General features: G+C 43.2%; 14 protein-coding genes and 2 pseudogenes. 7 read left to right on the top strand and 9 right to left on the bottom strand.

All coding sequences use genetic code 11. The annotated features are described in order from the left end of the window. Nucleotides 1-49: 49 nt before the first annotated feature. Nucleotides 50-187: a hypothetical protein gene (locus P6574_RS21440; protein ID WP_310622375.1), complete on the top strand. Its 138-nt coding sequence runs from the start codon at nucleotides 50-52 to the stop codon at nucleotides 185-187. A gap of 1,376 nt (nucleotides 188-1,563) precedes the next feature. Next, nucleotides 1,564-2,627 (top strand): IS630 family transposase gene (locus tag P6574_RS21435; protein ID WP_310622374.1). Its coding sequence is split into 2 segments (ribosomal slippage): nucleotides 1,564-2,047 and nucleotides 2,047-2,627, totalling 1,065 coding nucleotides; the frame shifts between segments, so codons are not numbered across the junction. 475 nt (nucleotides 2,628-3,102) lie between these two features. On the opposite strand, the pseudogene P6574_RS21430 reads toward P6574_RS21435, so the two are convergent. Then, nucleotides 3,103-3,192: pseudogene (locus P6574_RS21430) on the bottom strand (DDE-type integrase/transposase/recombinase); the annotation flags it as partial. Between the two features lie 56 nt (nucleotides 3,193-3,248). Between P6574_RS21430 and P6574_RS21425 the strand changes: the two are divergent. The 3 genes and pseudogenes from P6574_RS21425 to repB all read left to right on the top strand — a co-directional run bounded on the left by P6574_RS21425 (nucleotide 3,249) and on the right by repB (nucleotide 7,282). Then, a pseudogene (locus P6574_RS21425) lies at nucleotides 3,249-4,375 on the top strand (IS3 family transposase). 520 nt (nucleotides 4,376-4,895) lie between these two features. Next, nucleotides 4,896-6,266 carry an AAA family ATPase gene (locus P6574_RS21420; protein ID WP_310622373.1) on the top strand — a complete coding sequence of 457 codons (1,371 nt, stop codon included), beginning with the start codon at nucleotides 4,896-4,898 and terminating at the stop codon, nucleotides 6,264-6,266. Then, nucleotides 6,266-7,282 carry a plasmid partitioning protein RepB gene (gene repB / locus P6574_RS21415; protein WP_310622372.1) on the top strand — a complete coding sequence of 339 codons (1,017 nt, stop codon included), beginning with the start codon at nucleotides 6,266-6,268 and terminating at the stop codon, nucleotides 7,280-7,282. Before P6574_RS21420 ends, repB begins: the two co-directional genes overlap by 1 nt. 118 nt (nucleotides 7,283-7,400) lie before the next feature. On the opposite strand, the gene P6574_RS21410 is transcribed toward repB, so the two are convergent. From P6574_RS21410 to P6574_RS21385, 6 genes are all read right to left on the bottom strand, one after another. Continuing rightward, a complete protein-coding gene (locus tag P6574_RS21410; RefSeq protein ID WP_310622371.1) occupies nucleotides 7,401-8,240 on the bottom strand; it encodes a hypothetical protein in 840 nt (279 codons plus the stop codon). A gap of 366 nt (nucleotides 8,241-8,606) precedes the next feature. Then, nucleotides 8,607-9,458, bottom strand: coding sequence for a L,D-transpeptidase family protein (locus P6574_RS21405; RefSeq protein ID WP_310622370.1), 852 nt, complete (start codon nucleotides 9,456-9,458; stop codon nucleotides 8,607-8,609). 240 nt (nucleotides 9,459-9,698) lie between these two features. After that, the gene (locus tag P6574_RS21400) at nucleotides 9,699-10,481 is read right to left on the bottom strand and encodes a MucR family transcriptional regulator (RefSeq protein WP_310622369.1); all 783 of its coding nucleotides are present in this window, start codon (nucleotides 10,479-10,481) and stop codon (nucleotides 9,699-9,701) included. 386 nt (nucleotides 10,482-10,867) lie between these two features. Beyond that, nucleotides 10,868-11,347 (bottom strand): LPD1 domain-containing protein, encoded by a 480-nt coding sequence (locus tag P6574_RS21395; protein WP_310622368.1) that lies wholly within the window; start codon nucleotides 11,345-11,347, stop codon nucleotides 10,868-10,870. Beyond that, entirely contained in the window at nucleotides 11,344-12,732 is a 1,389-nt protein-coding gene (locus P6574_RS21390; protein ID WP_310622367.1) for a hypothetical protein, read from the bottom strand. The genes P6574_RS21395 and P6574_RS21390 overlap by 4 nt, the downstream gene beginning before the upstream one ends. Before the next feature lie 87 nt (nucleotides 12,733-12,819). Beyond that, nucleotides 12,820-13,584, bottom strand: a complete 765-nt coding sequence (locus P6574_RS21385; RefSeq protein ID WP_310622366.1) for a hypothetical protein — start codon at nucleotides 13,582-13,584, stop codon at nucleotides 12,820-12,822. A gap of 235 nt (nucleotides 13,585-13,819) precedes the next feature. On the opposite strand from P6574_RS21385, the gene ssb reads away from it, so the two are divergent. Further along, on the top strand, nucleotides 13,820-14,293 hold the full coding sequence (gene ssb, locus P6574_RS21380; protein WP_310622365.1) for a single-stranded DNA-binding protein: 474 nt from the start codon (nucleotides 13,820-13,822) through the stop codon (nucleotides 14,291-14,293). A gap of 78 nt (nucleotides 14,294-14,371) precedes the next feature. Here the strand turns inward: ssb and P6574_RS21375 are convergent, their stop codons facing one another. Further along, entirely contained in the window at nucleotides 14,372-14,557 is a 186-nt protein-coding gene (locus P6574_RS21375; protein ID WP_310622364.1) for a hypothetical protein, read from the bottom strand. A 103-nt stretch (nucleotides 14,558-14,660) separates the two neighbouring features. Further along, nucleotides 14,661-14,996 (bottom strand): hypothetical protein, encoded by a 336-nt coding sequence (locus P6574_RS21370; RefSeq protein WP_310622363.1) that lies wholly within the window; start codon nucleotides 14,994-14,996, stop codon nucleotides 14,661-14,663. A gap of 204 nt (nucleotides 14,997-15,200) precedes the next feature. Here P6574_RS21370 and P6574_RS21365 point away from each other — a divergent pair, with 204 nt between their 5' ends. Next, nucleotides 15,201-15,737 carry a MucR family transcriptional regulator gene (locus P6574_RS21365; RefSeq protein WP_310622362.1) on the top strand — a complete coding sequence of 179 codons (537 nt, stop codon included), beginning with the start codon at nucleotides 15,201-15,203 and terminating at the stop codon, nucleotides 15,735-15,737. Nucleotides 15,738-16,036 lie beyond the last annotated feature (299 nt).

Here is a 16,036-nt window from a genome sequence, read left to right as displayed (position 1 = left end):
TATCTTTCAGCTAAAAAACCATATAGTATCTGTATATATCAAATAATATTTGCAACATTTTCAGGTTCAGGTTCAGGTTCAGGTTCAGGTTCAGGTTCAGGTTCAGGTTCAGGTTCAGGTTCAGGTTCAGGTTCAGGTTCAGGTTCAGGTTCAGGAGCCTTCTTTCTTGGCACGTTCTCAAGGGTAATTTCGGATTAAGGTTGTAAAAGACTGATTGCGCCAATCTTTATATGTAACTGCGACACTTGCCCATTCGGCGTAGATTACTCATATCTGCATCTTAAGTTTTTTAGTTTTCCTTAATCCGGGGTATGATAAAATCCAGCTAACCGTTGTCTTTTTGGGGGGGAGGAAACTATGCCTGATTAATGCTAGTTTCAGTATGCTCCTTATTGTTCATACGCGTAGCTGTAATAGGGAATATCATTACTAATCGCCATCTTCTCGTCTGATTAAACCGACTTTCATGATATGCCGATATCAGAGACTGTGCCGTGAGAAAGCGGTTGCATGCGGGGTCTCTAAAAGGGAATGAAATATATATCAAAAAGATTCGGAATTCTTTTCATAGAAACATTATGACAAGCAGACTTTAAAACATGACCAACGACCTACGGACTTGACAGCTGTCAAATCTCAATAATGTTTTACATTTGGTTCACACGAGCTCTAATACGGAACTATGGTCAGCTAAAAGTAAAAACATTTGGCCCAGTGTAAGAGGTGCAAGGTTAGGGCACTTCCGGATATGAGTGAGTACCCTTTGTAATAATAAACTGGAATGCAGTTTTATATACATCTGCCTGTACTATATTGATGATAAAATAGGCTTATGAAAAATTTGTTTTTTATAGGTTGTGCTTATTAGAATGTCAGCAGTATATTGGTTTGACAGCTGTCAAAGTATAGTTTTTTATAGTCTTGAATCAAAGCCTCCGTAGTTAGTCTGATCTGAATCAGGTGAGAAGTAACATATGACCATTACAACAAGTTTCTCATCTGGATTGTCAGTTATCGCAAGCCTATGTTGCGTGAGGAGTTTGGTCTCTTTCTACACAATATCATCCATCGGACTATCTAAGAGATAAGGGTTCAGATATTAGAAGGGGGATCTCTAAGGACCTCGTTCACTTTTTGTAATAGTGCCACCGCATTTGTCGATCAGCCAAGTAATGCATAAGATCAAGGGTCGCTCCTCGTGCAAAGGCTATGCAGAGATTTCTCGGGCTAAAGAAGGTATATTGGGGCTGCCATTTTGGGCGATGGGGTGCCTTTGTACGAAGAGTGGTCGAATATTTCGGTAAACCATACATCAGTATACTCGATGGCGCGTGTTAAAACCTACTGGCTTAGGCCAGTAGCAGCTGAGTTTATCCAGTTTGACAGCTGTCAAGAATGGGTAGGGAGGTGAAAATAAATTGACTGTTGCACTTGTTTTCACCCAGATATTTTTCTCAGGTATATTGAGTTGACTGGTAATACCAAAGGCATGTGCTTTTGACTCGGCATATGGATTCCCAAATCACTTGAATTATGATTCAACATTGAGGAAGGATATTCTCAATGCCAGCGATCCCACTACGTCCTGATTATGATGCTTCCTCGTTACGCGCTCTTGCTTGCCAAAGTAAGGATGTGAGACAAAGTCGCCGCCTTCTTGCTCTTGCTGCTGTTTATGATGGGTTGTCGCGCTTGGATGCGGCGCGAATGGGCGGTATGGACCGCCAAACGCTGCGAGACTGGGTACATCGGTTTAACGCAGAAGGACCAGAGGGTCTATGCAACCGTAAGAGCCCGGGCCGTGCCCGGTGGCTCACTCATGAGCAAATGGCAGAGTTGTCTGATGTAGTTGAAGCTGGTCCTGATTTACACCAGCATGGTGTGGTCCGTTGGAGACGGCAGGATCTGCAAGGTGTCATCGAGGAAAAGTTTGGGGTCAGCTATAGCGAAAGAGCAATTTCAAACCTCCTCAAAGACCTTGGCTTTTCTCGGGTCAGCGTCCGGCCTCAGCATCCGGGGCAGGACAAACACCTTATGGAGACATTTAAAAAAACTTCCATAGCAATCTCAAGGAGATAACAGCGCATTTGCCCCCACAAAAATCTATAGAAATATGGTGGCAGGACGAAGCTCGCATTGGTCAGAAAAATGGTCTTGCAAGAAGATGGGCGACAAAAGGAACCAGGCCACGGGCTCCCCGCGACGGACGCTATCAATCAACCTATTTATTCGGGGCGATCTGCCCCGCCCGTGGCAAAGGGGCAGCCCTTGTTTTGCCCAAAGCCAATACAGACTCCATGCAATTACATCTGGAAGAGATCAGTAGAACCGTCGCGACTGGTGCCCATGCAGTGGTACTGATGGATCAAGCAGGCTGGCATACCACAGCAAAACTGACAATCCCTGAGAACATAACCCTTATGATGCTCCCCCCGCGCTCCCCGGAACTCAATCCGGTTGAGAATATCTGGCAGTATTTACGCCAAAACTGGCTATCAAACCGAGTCTTTAAAAATTACCAAGAGATTGTCGAGGCTGCCTGCGAGGCATGGAACAAACTTATTCAACAACCCAACACCATCACATCAATCGGCATGAGACAATGGGCTCACACAGGTCAATTATAAATGCCGCTGGTATAATGTGAATTGAAAGGGGAGGGGCTTTTATATCCGATTAAGCACCACATTTATTATGACGGTAATGTCATAAATTTTGTCTGAGCCAAGATTAAACCTATCGTCTAGATGCACTTACTCTGCGAAAACCACAAAATGACGTTGAGCTGGTTTCCGGATCATGCACGCCGTTTCCATTCACATTCGCCTCGTTTCGGTTAGGTGAATAGATTTGAAGCCTATTGTTGCTCTTGTCCGCCTCTAGATGACCTGATGCATAACTTAGCTGATTTCGTTAAAATATTCGACTTGCAGGATATCGATACATGACACCCAATGCCCGACTAATAGTAAGTAAATATAGGTCTTGTTGAGCTCGGCCATACGGACTTCATTATTGTCCATAACGACCTTTACCGGAAAGGCAATGTTACCAATGGCTTTCTAAAAGAGCAGGGTTTAGGCATCTTCGTCACGAAGTATTTGAGAACATATAATCAACGGTTTTGCCATGTTTATCAAAGGCACCATATAGGTAAACCCATTTCCCTTTGACCTTAAGATATGTTTCATCTGAGCCTCCCCCAAAGAAGTGGTCTACGTTTATAATTAGGAAACGGAGGACTCAATATGGGAATCAAGAGACCAAAGCCAGAAGTGATTGTCGTTAAACTGCGGCAGGTTGAAGTCCTGAGGTGGCAAGGAATGGGGCGCATGGATGCGATCCGACAGATTGGTGTTACTGAACAAACCTATTATCGCTGGAAGAAGAAGTACGGCGGAATGGGCACAGAATAGCTCAAGGAGCTGAAGCGTCTGCAGAAAGAAAACGAGCGTTTGCGCCGTGCAGTCTCCGATCTGACATTGGACAAGCTGATCCTTAGCGAGGCTGCTAAGGGAAACTTCTGAGCCCCGCTCGTCGCAGAGCCTGCATCAATCATGTTCGCAGTCAGCTGAAGGTTTCCGAACGGCGTGTTTGCCGTGTTCTTGGTCAGCATCGCTCCACACAGCGTCGCGTATCGGTGGGCCGGGCCGATGAAGAGCCCTTGGTTGCAGACATGATTGAACTGGCACGCCACTATGGCCGATATGGTTACCGTCGGATTGCCGCTTTGCTGAAAGATGCAGGGTGGCAGGTGAATGACAAACGTGTCGAACGCCTGTGGCGACGAGAGGGGCTGAAAGTTCCTATGAAGCAATTGAAAAAGGGGCGGCTCTGGCTCAATGACGGGTCTTGCGTCCGGCTGCGACCGGAATACCGAAATCATGTGTGGTCCTACGACTTTGTGCATCATCGAACAGAAGACGGTAGGGCCTTCAGAACGCTGAATATTCTGGATGAATACACGCGTGAATGCCTTGCTATTCGGGTGAAGCGAAAGCTGAACTCGAACGAGGTCATCGATGTGTTGACGGATCTGTTCATTATGCGCGGGTCACCTGCCTATATTCGTTCAGATAACGGCCCGGAGTTCGTTGCAAAGGCGGTTCAAAAGTGGATCAAAGCCGTGGGAGCCCAAACAGCCTACATTGAGCCAGGCTCGCCTTGGGAAAACGGATATTGCGAGAGTTTCAATGCCCGAATGCGTGATGAACTATTGAATGGAGAAATCTTCTACTCCCTACGTGAAGCCCAAATAATCATAGAAAGCTGGAGGAAACACTACAATACCAAACGACCGCACAGTGCACTGGGTTACCGACCGCCGGTTCCGGAAGTCATCATTCCGGTGGACCAAAGGCCAACCATGCACTAACTTTCAAAGTGGACCACTCAAACGGGGCTGCTCAAAATAACATTTTCCGCTTTCATTCTAGTCGTAGCAGCTGTGATCCGATATGAGTATGGCTCTTAGTTTTTGTAAGTTAGACATCATTTCAATAAAGTTTAAGTAATACCTTGAGAATCTAGGCATCTCACACTTCATGGAGCGATGACAAGATTGTTTCTGCCCAATTGAGATTCTGTGCAACAGGCCATACCCTCTATGAGGGTGGGGGAGGGCTTAAATGGAGCTAGCTTCTTGCTTGGCATTAAATTACATGGAATTCATTCATTATCCTATAAATAGGATAAAAAATAAATTTCATCATAGCATGTATAATTCATCCATCTTCTTGACATAAGCCCGCATTCGATGTTTTATCATAAATGCGGCTAATGTCGCATATGGGGAATGTTGTCACATGTATAGTTTATGATCGCATCTCTAAAAGTAACTATGATCTGATTTCGATCAATTAGTGATTTCATTTGTAATAGGTGGGTATATTGTTATGTCAGAAGCAGTAATCGAAAATTATAAGAGCGCGTTTGATAGCCATCTTCAAATACTTGATGATGTAGATCAAGCTGTTTCATTTCTTGAAAGCACTATTGACCAAGTTTCTATCTCTACCAACGATCCTCATGATGTGAAAGTCTTGAGAACGTTTACACCAAAAGAAGCTGGGGCGCTGTTAAAAATCACCCCAGCATATCTTGCTGATAGTTGTGACACTGCCGGTTTGAAAATCAAACGGGCACCGAAAACAAATGCTAGAATGTATACATTGGGTGATTTGAATAAGGTGCGGCAGTATTTGGCTACTAAAGTTCAAGATAAAGACCCCAAAAAAGCATTATTTTACGACCCTCGCAGGCGTAAAGGTGAAAAGTTAAAAGTATTTGCTGTTGCAAATTATAAAGGGGGGTCTGCGAAAACGACGACAGCAGTGCATTTGACACAGTCTCTAGCCCTAAAGGGGTATAGAGTACTTTTGATTGATATGGACCCTCAAGGTTCAGCTGCAAGTATATTTAAGATTGATGCTCTCGGATTGAAAGATGAAAACTCACTCTATTCTGCTTTAAAGTGGGATGAACCATCTCATATCGGTTCTGTTATTTGGCCAACATATTGGGATAATATTCATGTGGCATTAGGCGGCTATCCAATCAACTTATGGGATAGTGAAGCCTCTTATGGTACTGCTATTGCTTCTTACCGGTTACCTATCATCCAAGGTGAGCTTGAGACTATTGAAGACAAGCTGATTAATCACTCCATTGGGCTTGAAGAAATGAATGTGCTCAACGAGCAAAAGGAGGAGCTGGAAAGTGAGTATAGTGCCTGTATACAAAGGTTAAACTACGATACGCGGCTTGCAGAAGCTTTGGAAAATGTGGATGATCAATATGATGTTGTTATTCTAGATACGCCTCCAAACCTCATGTGGACAGCAAAAACAGCTATCACTGCAGCTGACCACATTCTTGTTGCTTTACACCCCGAATGGATGGATGTTGCGTCCGCAAGGCAGTTTTTGAGTAGTCTTCGTGTCCACTTAGAAACTAAGCTTACCTCAGACTACAATGTTGAAGTCAGTCAAAAGGTCCGGGATCTCAGCTATATCTTGACCAACGTTCATCGTCAGTCCAAAGCGCAAGAAACCATTGCAGATTTCCTCCATCAATTGCCAGGGTGCTTAGATCCTGAAATGATTCAAACTACGGCCATAAGCGAGGCTGGTTTAAATATGAAAACAATATATGAAGTCAGTGCAGGGGAACTTCATTCTCAAACATATAGTCGTGGTATGGGCTCCATGAAAAAAGTAAACGATTCAATCGAAGGTATCTTGAAAGCAGGATGGGGCAGGGACTAATGAGCAAAAGAAAAACCCATGACATTTTAGGTGCTGCCAATATTAAATTGGGAGAAAGTCGGGTATCTAAGAGTAAGCCAAAGGAGCTTGTTAGTGCTTATTCTGAGCTGTCGGCTCAAACGCCACATGAAGTATCGAAGAACGCGCCTCTGCATGTAAGTTCAAGTAGACCTAAGTCTTCCACGATCAGAGCCTTGAACCCGAATGACTGCTTTCCCTCATTTATCTCAGACCGTATTGATTTTAATAGTGAGAAATTAGAGCGACTGGTTAAATCTATTGAGGCAAGCGGCCAGGAAGTTCCCATACTAGTCCGTGAGCATCCGGAATTCCCCGGCAAATATCAGATCGCTTACGGACATCGACGTGTGCAAGCCTGTAAGCAATTGGGTATTGCCGTTAATGGTGTGGTTAAAGATCTTGATGATCTACAGTTAATGAAGGCACAAGGGAAGGAAAACAACGATAGAGAAGGACTGACATTTATCGAACTTGCTCTTTTCTCGTACAAAATGCGAAAAAACAAAGCCAGTTTGAAGGATGTAGCTGATGCAACTGGAAACGCAGGTAGTTCAGAATCATTAGTTTCAAAAAATACTGCCATTGTTGAATCCATTGCCGCCGAACGGATCTTACAAATTGGTAGTGCGCCAGGGATTGGGCGACCAAATTGGAAGGCTCTTGCTGAACATTTTGATAAAGGAAAGCTACCGGATGAGAAAGAAACAGTCTGGAAAACGCTAACTGGTGAGAGCAAATGGGAACTTGATGATTCTGAAACAAGATTTCTACGCATCAAAGATGCTTTAGACAATGTGGATCGGAAACAACCCGAGCCTATTCCCGCTAAAAAACTCACACATATTCATATTGGTGAAAAGAAGTATGCGGATGTGAAAGAGAGCGAAAAGCAACTGGTGATTACACTCAGAAAACAAGTCTCTCCTGATATAACTGAATATGTCGCGCAAAATTTACATAGGCTTATTGAAGAGGCCAAGCAAAAAAATGAATAGTATAGTTGGAGGTTTGTGAGAGGTGCTTAATGACGCACTTGGCTGCATCTTCACTCTGGATACATGAGCGAATTCGTGTCATTTGCTTAAAACCAATCAAATGACACACGCTTTTGGCCTATAATAATTTGTATTCATAGTATGGACGAGCCGCTTTGGAACGATCCAAAGGTAACGCAGAGGCTAACTCCCAGCCTTGGCCATAGTTAACCAACACTAAATCTCCAAATGTCCATTGGCGGTGACCGTTGCTCATATATTTATAATTATGGTATTGGGCAGACAAACGAGAATTGTGCTCTTTCGATATTCCAAGTCGACAAATAGGTGCCATGACCCAAGGTGGGCGCTTGGTTCCTGAAGTACGTGCAGCTTCGATAATATTTTGTGGGCGCTTTCGCACCATATTGGATATGATCTCCACAGGATCTCTAGCACTATCAAGATCGGTTTCGTACTCTAGAATTTTATTTTCGCGGTTTAAACCAGTGAAAAACAAACCTGCATTTCCAAGCATACAAGGGTCAGTTAGATGATCTTCTGCATTAATCAAGCATTGTTGTAAGGATGTCTGGGCTATTGCGTTTCCATCAAATAATACAATTGCCTCATGGATCACTTTTGTACCTTTAGCTGGGCAAGTTAAATGGGTGTAGGCTGCTGTTTCCACCAAGACCAGGCAGTCTCGCTCGCGCCTTGAAATGATATCGATCTCGCCTGCGATAAGCTGAGTTTTATCTTCGCCTAGTTGAATGTTTTTTAAGAGTACAGTTCCACTTAAACGCAGGCCATCATTCCTATGATAGGCAAACCCTTTTGGCCGGGGTGCCTTGATGGAAGGGGATAAGGAAGCATTGAAAGTACACCCGATCTCAATACCTACGCTGTTATCAAGAGCCCGAACGATCGCACCATCATCGCCATGCCATCCACTTACTTTGACAGCAATACTACCCATCTAATACCTCTTGCTATCCTTTCCCTAGAAAGCTGGCAACACTATGTATGTTCACCATTTCTCTACTACTCTGTGAGCAAAAGTAATGCTTGATGCAATTAGCAATGTCAACGCGAACAAAAACACGCAACTCCCCAGCCATAGTTTTCCAAACAACAGAATGTTGGGCTTTAGGACAGGCAGCGATAACCATATGTATGTCAAAAAGCTCTCTAGATCGCTCAATAGTAGATAAATTAAGTTGTAAGAAAAGATGGCAACGTGCTGAAAATCACTCCAGTACAGTATTGTTAGGATGAGTGAGAGGTTAAACTGAACAATAGGGCTCAGTACATAAAGCTTTGAGCGGAAATCCTGCAATTCGGTCTAATCCTTTTTGTAGATGTCTTTGAAAAAGTCAATCTCGCCATTTGGTTTTGGCCATGCGGTCCAATACCCAACTATAACCGTCACAGGGGAGGGGGGAGACATGGTCTTGCGTAGGTCGGATTTAATAATATGATCCAATTTATCTCTATCCATATTTAGGATCCAGGCAGATAGCTCGCGAACCTTTTCAACTCGTATGCAGCCCGCAGAAGCGGTCCATATCGTGGAGTTAAATAACTCGGGCTGATTGGTATCATGCATATAGATTGCCTGATGATTGTTCAAACCAATCTTTAGTAAACCCAATGCATTATGCGGGCCGGGTTTTTGGATAAAGGTGTCTGGTCTAATTGATAAATCAGCAGCATCATAGGGAGAAAGTTTCTCGCCATTTGACAGGACATAAAATTGACGGTCGATGAAATAATCCGGATTTTTAGAAATTTTAACGCGCCAGCCTTTTCTCCGAACGATACTTTCGGGCACCGTCCAGGTTGGAAGCGCCCGCACGAAGGTTACCTTGTTTTGAAGCTCTGGTGTTTCATGGGCTGGTTGACCAACGATAACACGACTGCCAAGTATGGGAATACCGCCCTCAAAAGCGTAGAGCTGGCCCGCAGGCACATTTACTAGGACTACCTTTCCATTAATGGGAACATGGATCTTGTTTAATCTCTTGAGTGTATTCTTGATAGCCTGAGCTTGCGAGCCAGAATAGTACGTTACAGCGTTTTCTAACTGTGCTCTAACCCATGTTAAGCCGTCCGATTTAGCACTCGTGGCAGAAAAGATAAGAAACACGGTGAAACATAAGCTTATGCGAATATGTGAAGCCAATACAGAAAACATCAAGAAACCTTAATACATGGCTATTGGAGAATAACCTCATAGATAATTTATCTTGCTAAACTGGTTAGTTTGCAAGGATGTTTTTGGCTAGCATATAAGGAGCTTAAAGAACAGGCAATTTAAAGTTTAGAAGACTTTCCTTACCCTAGTTGAACAAAGACGCGAAATTAATCTTCATTGAGATTGCACTCCGCGTCCAATTTTTTTGTTTAATATCCATTGTTCGGATATTTGGGGGTATTAGGCGTCCATTTTAGTACGGTTTCGACCGGTCTTTACTCCCAGACCACCTTTTAACGCATTCGCCCTCCGATTTTCAGTGTGTGCGGGGGCGACAAAAATATAATCAGAGGGAAGATCAAACAACGCTATATATTCTTCCGGAGTGATCCCATGATGAGTTTTAAGGTAAGATTTTAATAGCGTTTTTTTGTTTCCATCTATCAAGCAAATGATGCCATCATGTTCAACCGATTTTGCTGGATCAACAAAAGGCTTCTCAGGAATAAGATGAGCAAAGCGCTTCTTGATGCTTTCTTTACTTTCCGGGGTATTTGCTTCTGGAGCCGGTAGTGCCTGGGCATTTTCAGTTGTTTTTTTCCGTCTCCCCCGTTTAGCTTTGGGTTGCTCAACACTCTGAGCTGGAGCTGGGCTAAGTGCCAAAGACGATGCTGTTGGCTGTGGTGGTGCCGCCGCCTGCACTGTTTGTTCTGAAGCTGTCTTTACAGGTTTCACTGTCACCTCAGTTTCAAGCTGGTGGGCCGCTTGCTCTTGTGAGATAACGTTCTGAACGGGCTGAACGGGCTGAACGGGCTGAACGGGGGGGGCGGAAACTTGTTTGGTGACGAGTGCGGCTTGATCATCTAGGTGATCAAGTTTGGTGATACAATCTTGAAGAGCTGAACTCACATTTCGAATGAAACCTGATACATCATTTGCTTCAAGGTTACCTGCATTCACCTGTGCAGTCGCTATGGAAATTACGCCTTCTAGAAACGTTTTTGTAAGGTGTTTGTCTGTCATTCCCTCTACCTGATGTCTAACGTGATATCTTTGGTTTCTTGTTTTGTTTTATGTGTTCTTTTTATGTCTAATGTTTGGCCACGAACCTTATTCGTTCAATGTACTAACGCATCATAACCCTATATTTATTATTTTTTTGCCATTTCTGTGTCAATTATGATGATAATATTGTCTTTCTTAGAATAATTTCATCAGTCTCCCTTATTCACAATTCCGTATATCTTGATTCTGGTTGTTTCTCTTAATTATTTTCTAATTCCCACAAGGACAACTGGAAAAAATAGCGTAAAACCTCTCAAATATGACAAATTATCACACTTTGTTATCAATTTTTTCAAGATAAACTTGTCGAAAGTGGAATGTCCGACCGACATTCCACTTTTTCATTATAAAAGCGAGAGTTGATGAGGCTTGGAGGAAGGTTTAAATATATGCACTTTCTCAACCTTAGGGGCTAGGACCGGTTTGAGTTCCTTCATTAGGTTTGCCATGGCTTCGCCAATCCTAATGCGTTCTTCCCCTCTTGGATAGCGCGGAGCCAGATGGACATCTGTATTAAAGTTTTCATTCCGAGTTCCATGAACCAAATATTCTGATTTAGCATCAAGGTTGTGTAATTCATCTTCGATCCAGCTTTCAAAAGCACGGGCAAAGAGCTCACAGGGCGTGGAATAGTATGGTTTTTTGCGCACTTTTGCGCGACCATCAAGCTTATCAAGTCGTCGTGCACTAGCGTAGTACTTAGTCTTTTCCAGTGGCAATAGATGGACGTCCCCCTCAACGAGGCGTTGACGTAACCTTATCAAATCATTCTTTCGTTTCCCGTTATAGGTTGTAATTTCAGGACGCTCTTCCATTTTTTTCATTGATCATCGATTTGGTTGATGTATTCGTCACAATCAGGTTGCTTATAGTGAATTGTCTGCATGACATTCTTCCATGCTTGATCAATTCGATCACTGTGACCTGGCCCATCGTACCTATTAATGGCATCTTTATCCATAGGAGTGGAGCCTCCGGATGCATATTTCAAATAGTTGTATTTTGACTGGTTATGCCCATCAGCCTCTAGGCTTTTTCTCATGATCACATCATCAATGAAATGAGCTAGCTCATGGGCAACTGAACCGGCCCCATTAAAGCGGGTAAGGTTGATGATCTTTTGAACTGGCTCGTAGTGTGCTGCAGCGCCAGGTCTACCTCGAGCGCCAAAGGCAACAGAAAAAGTTTGGTCCTGACCAATCGCCGCAATTGGGATATCTACAATATTACAAAGATCTTGTAGGGCTTCACTCCCAAGGCGGAGGAGTTTACGCCGCTCAGCTAAAGATACGCTTTTCCCAAATTGAACGCCTCTTAGGTTGAATTCATTAACAAACCCCTCTGATGAGCGCATCTTCTCACCGCCTACAGGGTTAAGTCCGGTCCTTTCCAGTTTGTCTAAGTGTGGTCTGGAGCCCACAATAAGGTTGCCATAGGGGTCATTTTTTTTGAGTTTTTTAGGGGTGTCAGGGTTATTCTTTTTGTATTGAATCTGAAGAAAGTGCTCCGCATCCCTCTCACAGTCAAACTCTTTAATATAATACTTTAGCGATCTCCCTTTTTTAAAGTGAATCCTGAATTTGTCATTGTGAGGCACAACTAGGTTGTTTTTCTTCCAGGCAACTTCGGCATTAGGCCAGCCCGCAAAGACCATGCTTTTTGCCTGAAATAGGTCAAGTTCCGTGCACTTGTATCGACCTTGAAAGCGAGCATAAAACTCCCCCTTTACACGCTTTCCTCCGCTGCGCGTTGCTGCTGAAAGGGCTAAGATGTCGGCTGGTAGACAGGACGTCCGACGACTCTCTGTTTCTTGCTCCCAGCATGAAGTAATATAATTATCTATATGTTCCTTTAGAGAGGGCATATCTGTCTGCTCATTTATAAGCGAGCGATATAGTTGAATTCCTTTGACATAGTTTGATACGAACTCAACTGGGTCATCATTCATACCAAGTACAGGTTTTGACGGTATTTTTTGATAAATAACCTTTTGAAGAGCCACCATATGAGGGTCGGAACCCTCTTTAATCATGGCTGACCAATCTGGCTCTGGCCAGCATGCTTTTTTTGTTGTCAGTGCAACTTGCTGATAGCTGTCTAGAGCTGCGAATTTTTCTGGGGTAAGGATGTTGCCGTGATTAAATTTAATGGCGCCTGGTATAACTTCGCCCGCGTCTTGCAGGTCATTTGCTTGAGCCACATATGACATGGCATCCTCCTTTATAAAACCGTTAGTTCCAGTTTCAAAAAAAGGATGCAAGTTTCAACAATCTTCTTTTGTGACGCCTGCTTGTCCTCACAGGTGGAAGGCAATCTGTAGAGCTGCTTCGAACTCTTTTTGTTTGATTTGGCCGTTCAAGGCAAGCATGTGAAGTTGCTGATTATATGGGTCCTTATTCATGGCACCTTTGGCCCAGCACCGGTACCACGGAGAGAGGGAGCTATGAGCGCGGGTACTGCATGTTGCAATAAGGCTTTCAAGCCGTGCATTGCCTTGAATAACCCAATCTGCAGATGATGGCTTCATGAACCTGCCACCAATTTTCTCAAGAAAGCCCTCGATTGTTTCGTTAATTAATCCCTCGGATCCTGATAGTAGGTATTGCGTAGCTGGGGCCCTTTTCCCCCCCATGGCTGCAGTAATATTTGCAGCTTCACGCCATGATCCCGCAAAGGTAAAGCTTCCAAGTTTCCAGTAATTGGAAGACAATGAATTATAAAGCTCCAGTAAGCGAAGCTCGTCCTGTATGAACTCAACTAAAGCTGGAGATCTTTGTAAAAATCTAACACTTGCTTTAACCGCTGGAGTTTCAGTGAACCCATCAACCTCATGAAGAGAGTAAATGCCGCTATGTCTTAGCAGGTTAAAATATCTCCAATGTCCATCATCGGAGTAATAGCACCAATACCCATCATCACGCGCAGACGGTTGTAATGTGTCAATTCGGGTATTGGTTGCAGGATCGAGGGCGTTCAACAGTTGGAAAGGGGTACCATTGATAAGTTTCCAAGATGTGTCTTCATCAAGGTGTTCAATATCAATCTTGTTCTCAAGAGCCACTATCTAATTTTCCCAAATTTTAGCCGAGGTGCACCAAAACTAAGGTCACACCCTATAAAAGTAGGTGGGCCTATCACCATTTGGTAAAGGATATCTAAATTCCATGAAACGCTATCAATCATAGAAAATTAGAAGATCAGATAAAAGGGTTGCTCAAAGGAGGATAAAGATGAAGTATGCAAATAAGGATAAAGTGATATTTATCATAGGATAAAAATATTTGGAGGTTTAAACAATGAGTGGTTCCTTGAACAAAGTAACGTTGATCGGTCGTCTTGGAGCGGATCCAGAAATTCGCCGCATGCAAGATGGAAAGCCAATAGCCAACTTAAAGTTGGCAACAACAGATACTTGGCGTGATAAAAACACAGGGGAGAAAAGGGAAAAGACGGAATGGCACAGAGTTGTAATTTTTAATGAAGGACTTACAAAAGTAGCAGAGCAATATTTGCGAAAAGGCGCTCAAGTATGTATTGAGGGGGCATTGCAAACTCGTAAATGGCAGGACCAAGAAGGCAAAGATCGTTATTCCACCGAAGTTGTGTTGACAGTCAAGAATTCAAATCTTGTTATGCTTGGGAACAAACCCCAAGAAACTGGCAATACGGATAATTCGACAAATGGGACTGGGGCGCAAGATTCTGAAAATGCAGAATATAATGATGCGTTATTGGGAACACCAAACCTAGATGATGAGATCCCGTTCTGACTTTTACCTTAAATAAACAGCGTGCACTGCTTTTTACAAAATTAGAAATTTTACTAAGCCTCGCATTTGCGAGGCTTGTTATTTGAAAGTGGAGGGGATGATAAACTTGTTTCCTGTGCCGTCAATGCGATAGTTAAAGGTAACCCGTTCACCCCGGACTCCGCGTGCTGCAGCATCAAAACACTTCATTCCATACTGGTCGCCATTGACTGAAATGTCATGGTTGTATACGAGGCGTCCACCTGTTGGACTAGTGCTTTTCACGTTCTTCATGACTGAATAACTTAAAATTGTTCCTGAAGTAACTTGATAGAGCATCAGTTCACTTGGTGGTGTTGTGTGAATAAGCAGCCGGGAGAGATCGAAATCACAAGTTTTTTTTACGAGCTGCAGCCACTATAGCCCATTTGGAGACGCCAAATTCTTGTGAGAGCTCTTTTACAGTTGGATGATTTTCAGTAAGTTCCGCAATATGTGAAAGTTGCAAATACACCGCATTACAGCCAGCTTCTTTCAAAAATGTCAGGGCACACGCCTCTGCAACGTTGAATACAGCTGCTCCTGATTGTGTTTTAATGATCCCATATGGCCAAATTATTGGAATATTTGCTTTTGTTATAGAATCAAATATCTGAGCTCGGCCGTTGATAAGGATTCGGGGTAATCCTTCAATAGGTTCACGTTGATACCAAAAACCGCTCATTGCGCAATTCCCATTCTTATTTGTTATCCAACTAAGCTATATGATGACTTATATTTCCACGATTTTACCTTAAACAAAAGTCATATTTGGATTTAATTTAGATATTTTTCGCACAATCTACTGGATTCTTGCAAATGGATCTGACCAAATCATTTTAAGACAGGACTGGCAAACAATCTGTAGTTGCTACTGCCTTTCCATCTATTGACAATTGATATTAGGATAATTAAGCATCCTAAAAGTGAACGAAACGAGCTTGGGAATATGGAAAACGTAAAATACTTACCTATTTCAAATATGGCTGAAGTAATGCCCAAATTGGGGAGTGCTCAATCTCAAGATAATCCTCTAATGCTTACAGCATATGTGTTGGGACAGTATGTTGCCGCCAATGGGCAATGCCCTAATTTAAATGAACAAATTAAGACCTTGACAACAACAGTTTATACATCTTTGTCAGCACTCCAAGGTCGTGAGCAACCTTCTGTCCTTGCTTCAGATCAGGTGAGATCCATTACACCTAAACTCGATGTTGAGGAAACACTCTGCCGGCGAAATCAAACCATGTTATGTCTTGAAGATAATAAGTGGTACAAATCGTTAACACGCCCGCTTAGCCGGCTGGGCATTACACCGCATGAATATAAAAAAAAATGGGGCCTGCCAGAGGACTATAACCACAGCAGCGCCAAACGTTACATAAATGAACTGGACCAGCAAAAAGCCTCCGCGGGGACCTAAATCGAAGAGTTCACTTCCAGCGCTCGTTTCCTAGTTATCTGGGTACCAGTATGATTTTCTGTACCATGTAATATCAACCCTAACAAACCGCCCTTCACTTTAGCCTTATGCGTGTCACGGACTGGGTGAATACAAACCATGCTCATTCGTTTCATGATACTTGCAGTAGTGTAATACAAACATCACAATTGTATCTTTCGTGATGTGGCATTCACATAGCTCTGACCACATCATGGTAACATTTTAGATATAAAAGGTAACCGTTGTTATAACCCCACCTAGACACTTTAATTGGTGCG

This window comes from Pseudovibrio sp. M1P-2-3 (assembly GCF_031501865.1).
In the GTDB taxonomy this organism is placed as follows: Bacteria; Pseudomonadota; Alphaproteobacteria; order Rhizobiales; family Stappiaceae; genus Pseudovibrio; species Pseudovibrio corallicola.
The sequence above is the reverse complement of the archived record's forward strand: the minus strand, read 5'-3'. Positions and strand labels throughout refer to the sequence as shown.

Excerpts from the sequence above, each read along its gene's own strand:
- P6574_RS21400 (WP_310622369.1), bottom strand. The coding sequence starts at position 10,481 with ATGACAGACAAACACCTTACAAAAACGTTTCTAGAAGGCGTAATTTCC.
- P6574_RS21420 (WP_310622373.1), top strand. The coding sequence starts at position 4,896 with ATGTCAGAAGCAGTAATCGAAAATTATAAGAGCGCGTTTGATAGCCAT.
- repB (WP_310622372.1), top strand. The coding sequence starts at position 6,266 with ATGAGCAAAAGAAAAACCCATGACATTTTAGGTGCTGCCAATATTAAA.
- P6574_RS21390 (WP_310622367.1), bottom strand. The coding sequence starts at position 12,732 with ATGTCATATGTGGCTCAAGCAAATGACCTGCAAGACGCGGGCGAAGTT.
- P6574_RS21405 (WP_310622370.1), bottom strand. The coding sequence starts at position 9,458 with ATGTTTTCTGTATTGGCTTCACATATTCGCATAAGCTTATGTTTCACC.
- P6574_RS21395 (WP_310622368.1), bottom strand. The coding sequence starts at position 11,347 with ATGAAAAAAATGGAAGAGCGTCCTGAAATTACAACCTATAACGGGAAA.
- P6574_RS21410 (WP_310622371.1), bottom strand. The coding sequence starts at position 8,240 with ATGGGTAGTATTGCTGTCAAAGTAAGTGGATGGCATGGCGATGATGGT.
- P6574_RS21370 (WP_310622363.1), bottom strand. The coding sequence starts at position 14,996 with ATGAGCGGTTTTTGGTATCAACGTGAACCTATTGAAGGATTACCCCGA.
- ssb (WP_310622365.1), top strand. The coding sequence starts at position 13,820 with ATGAGTGGTTCCTTGAACAAAGTAACGTTGATCGGTCGTCTTGGAGCG.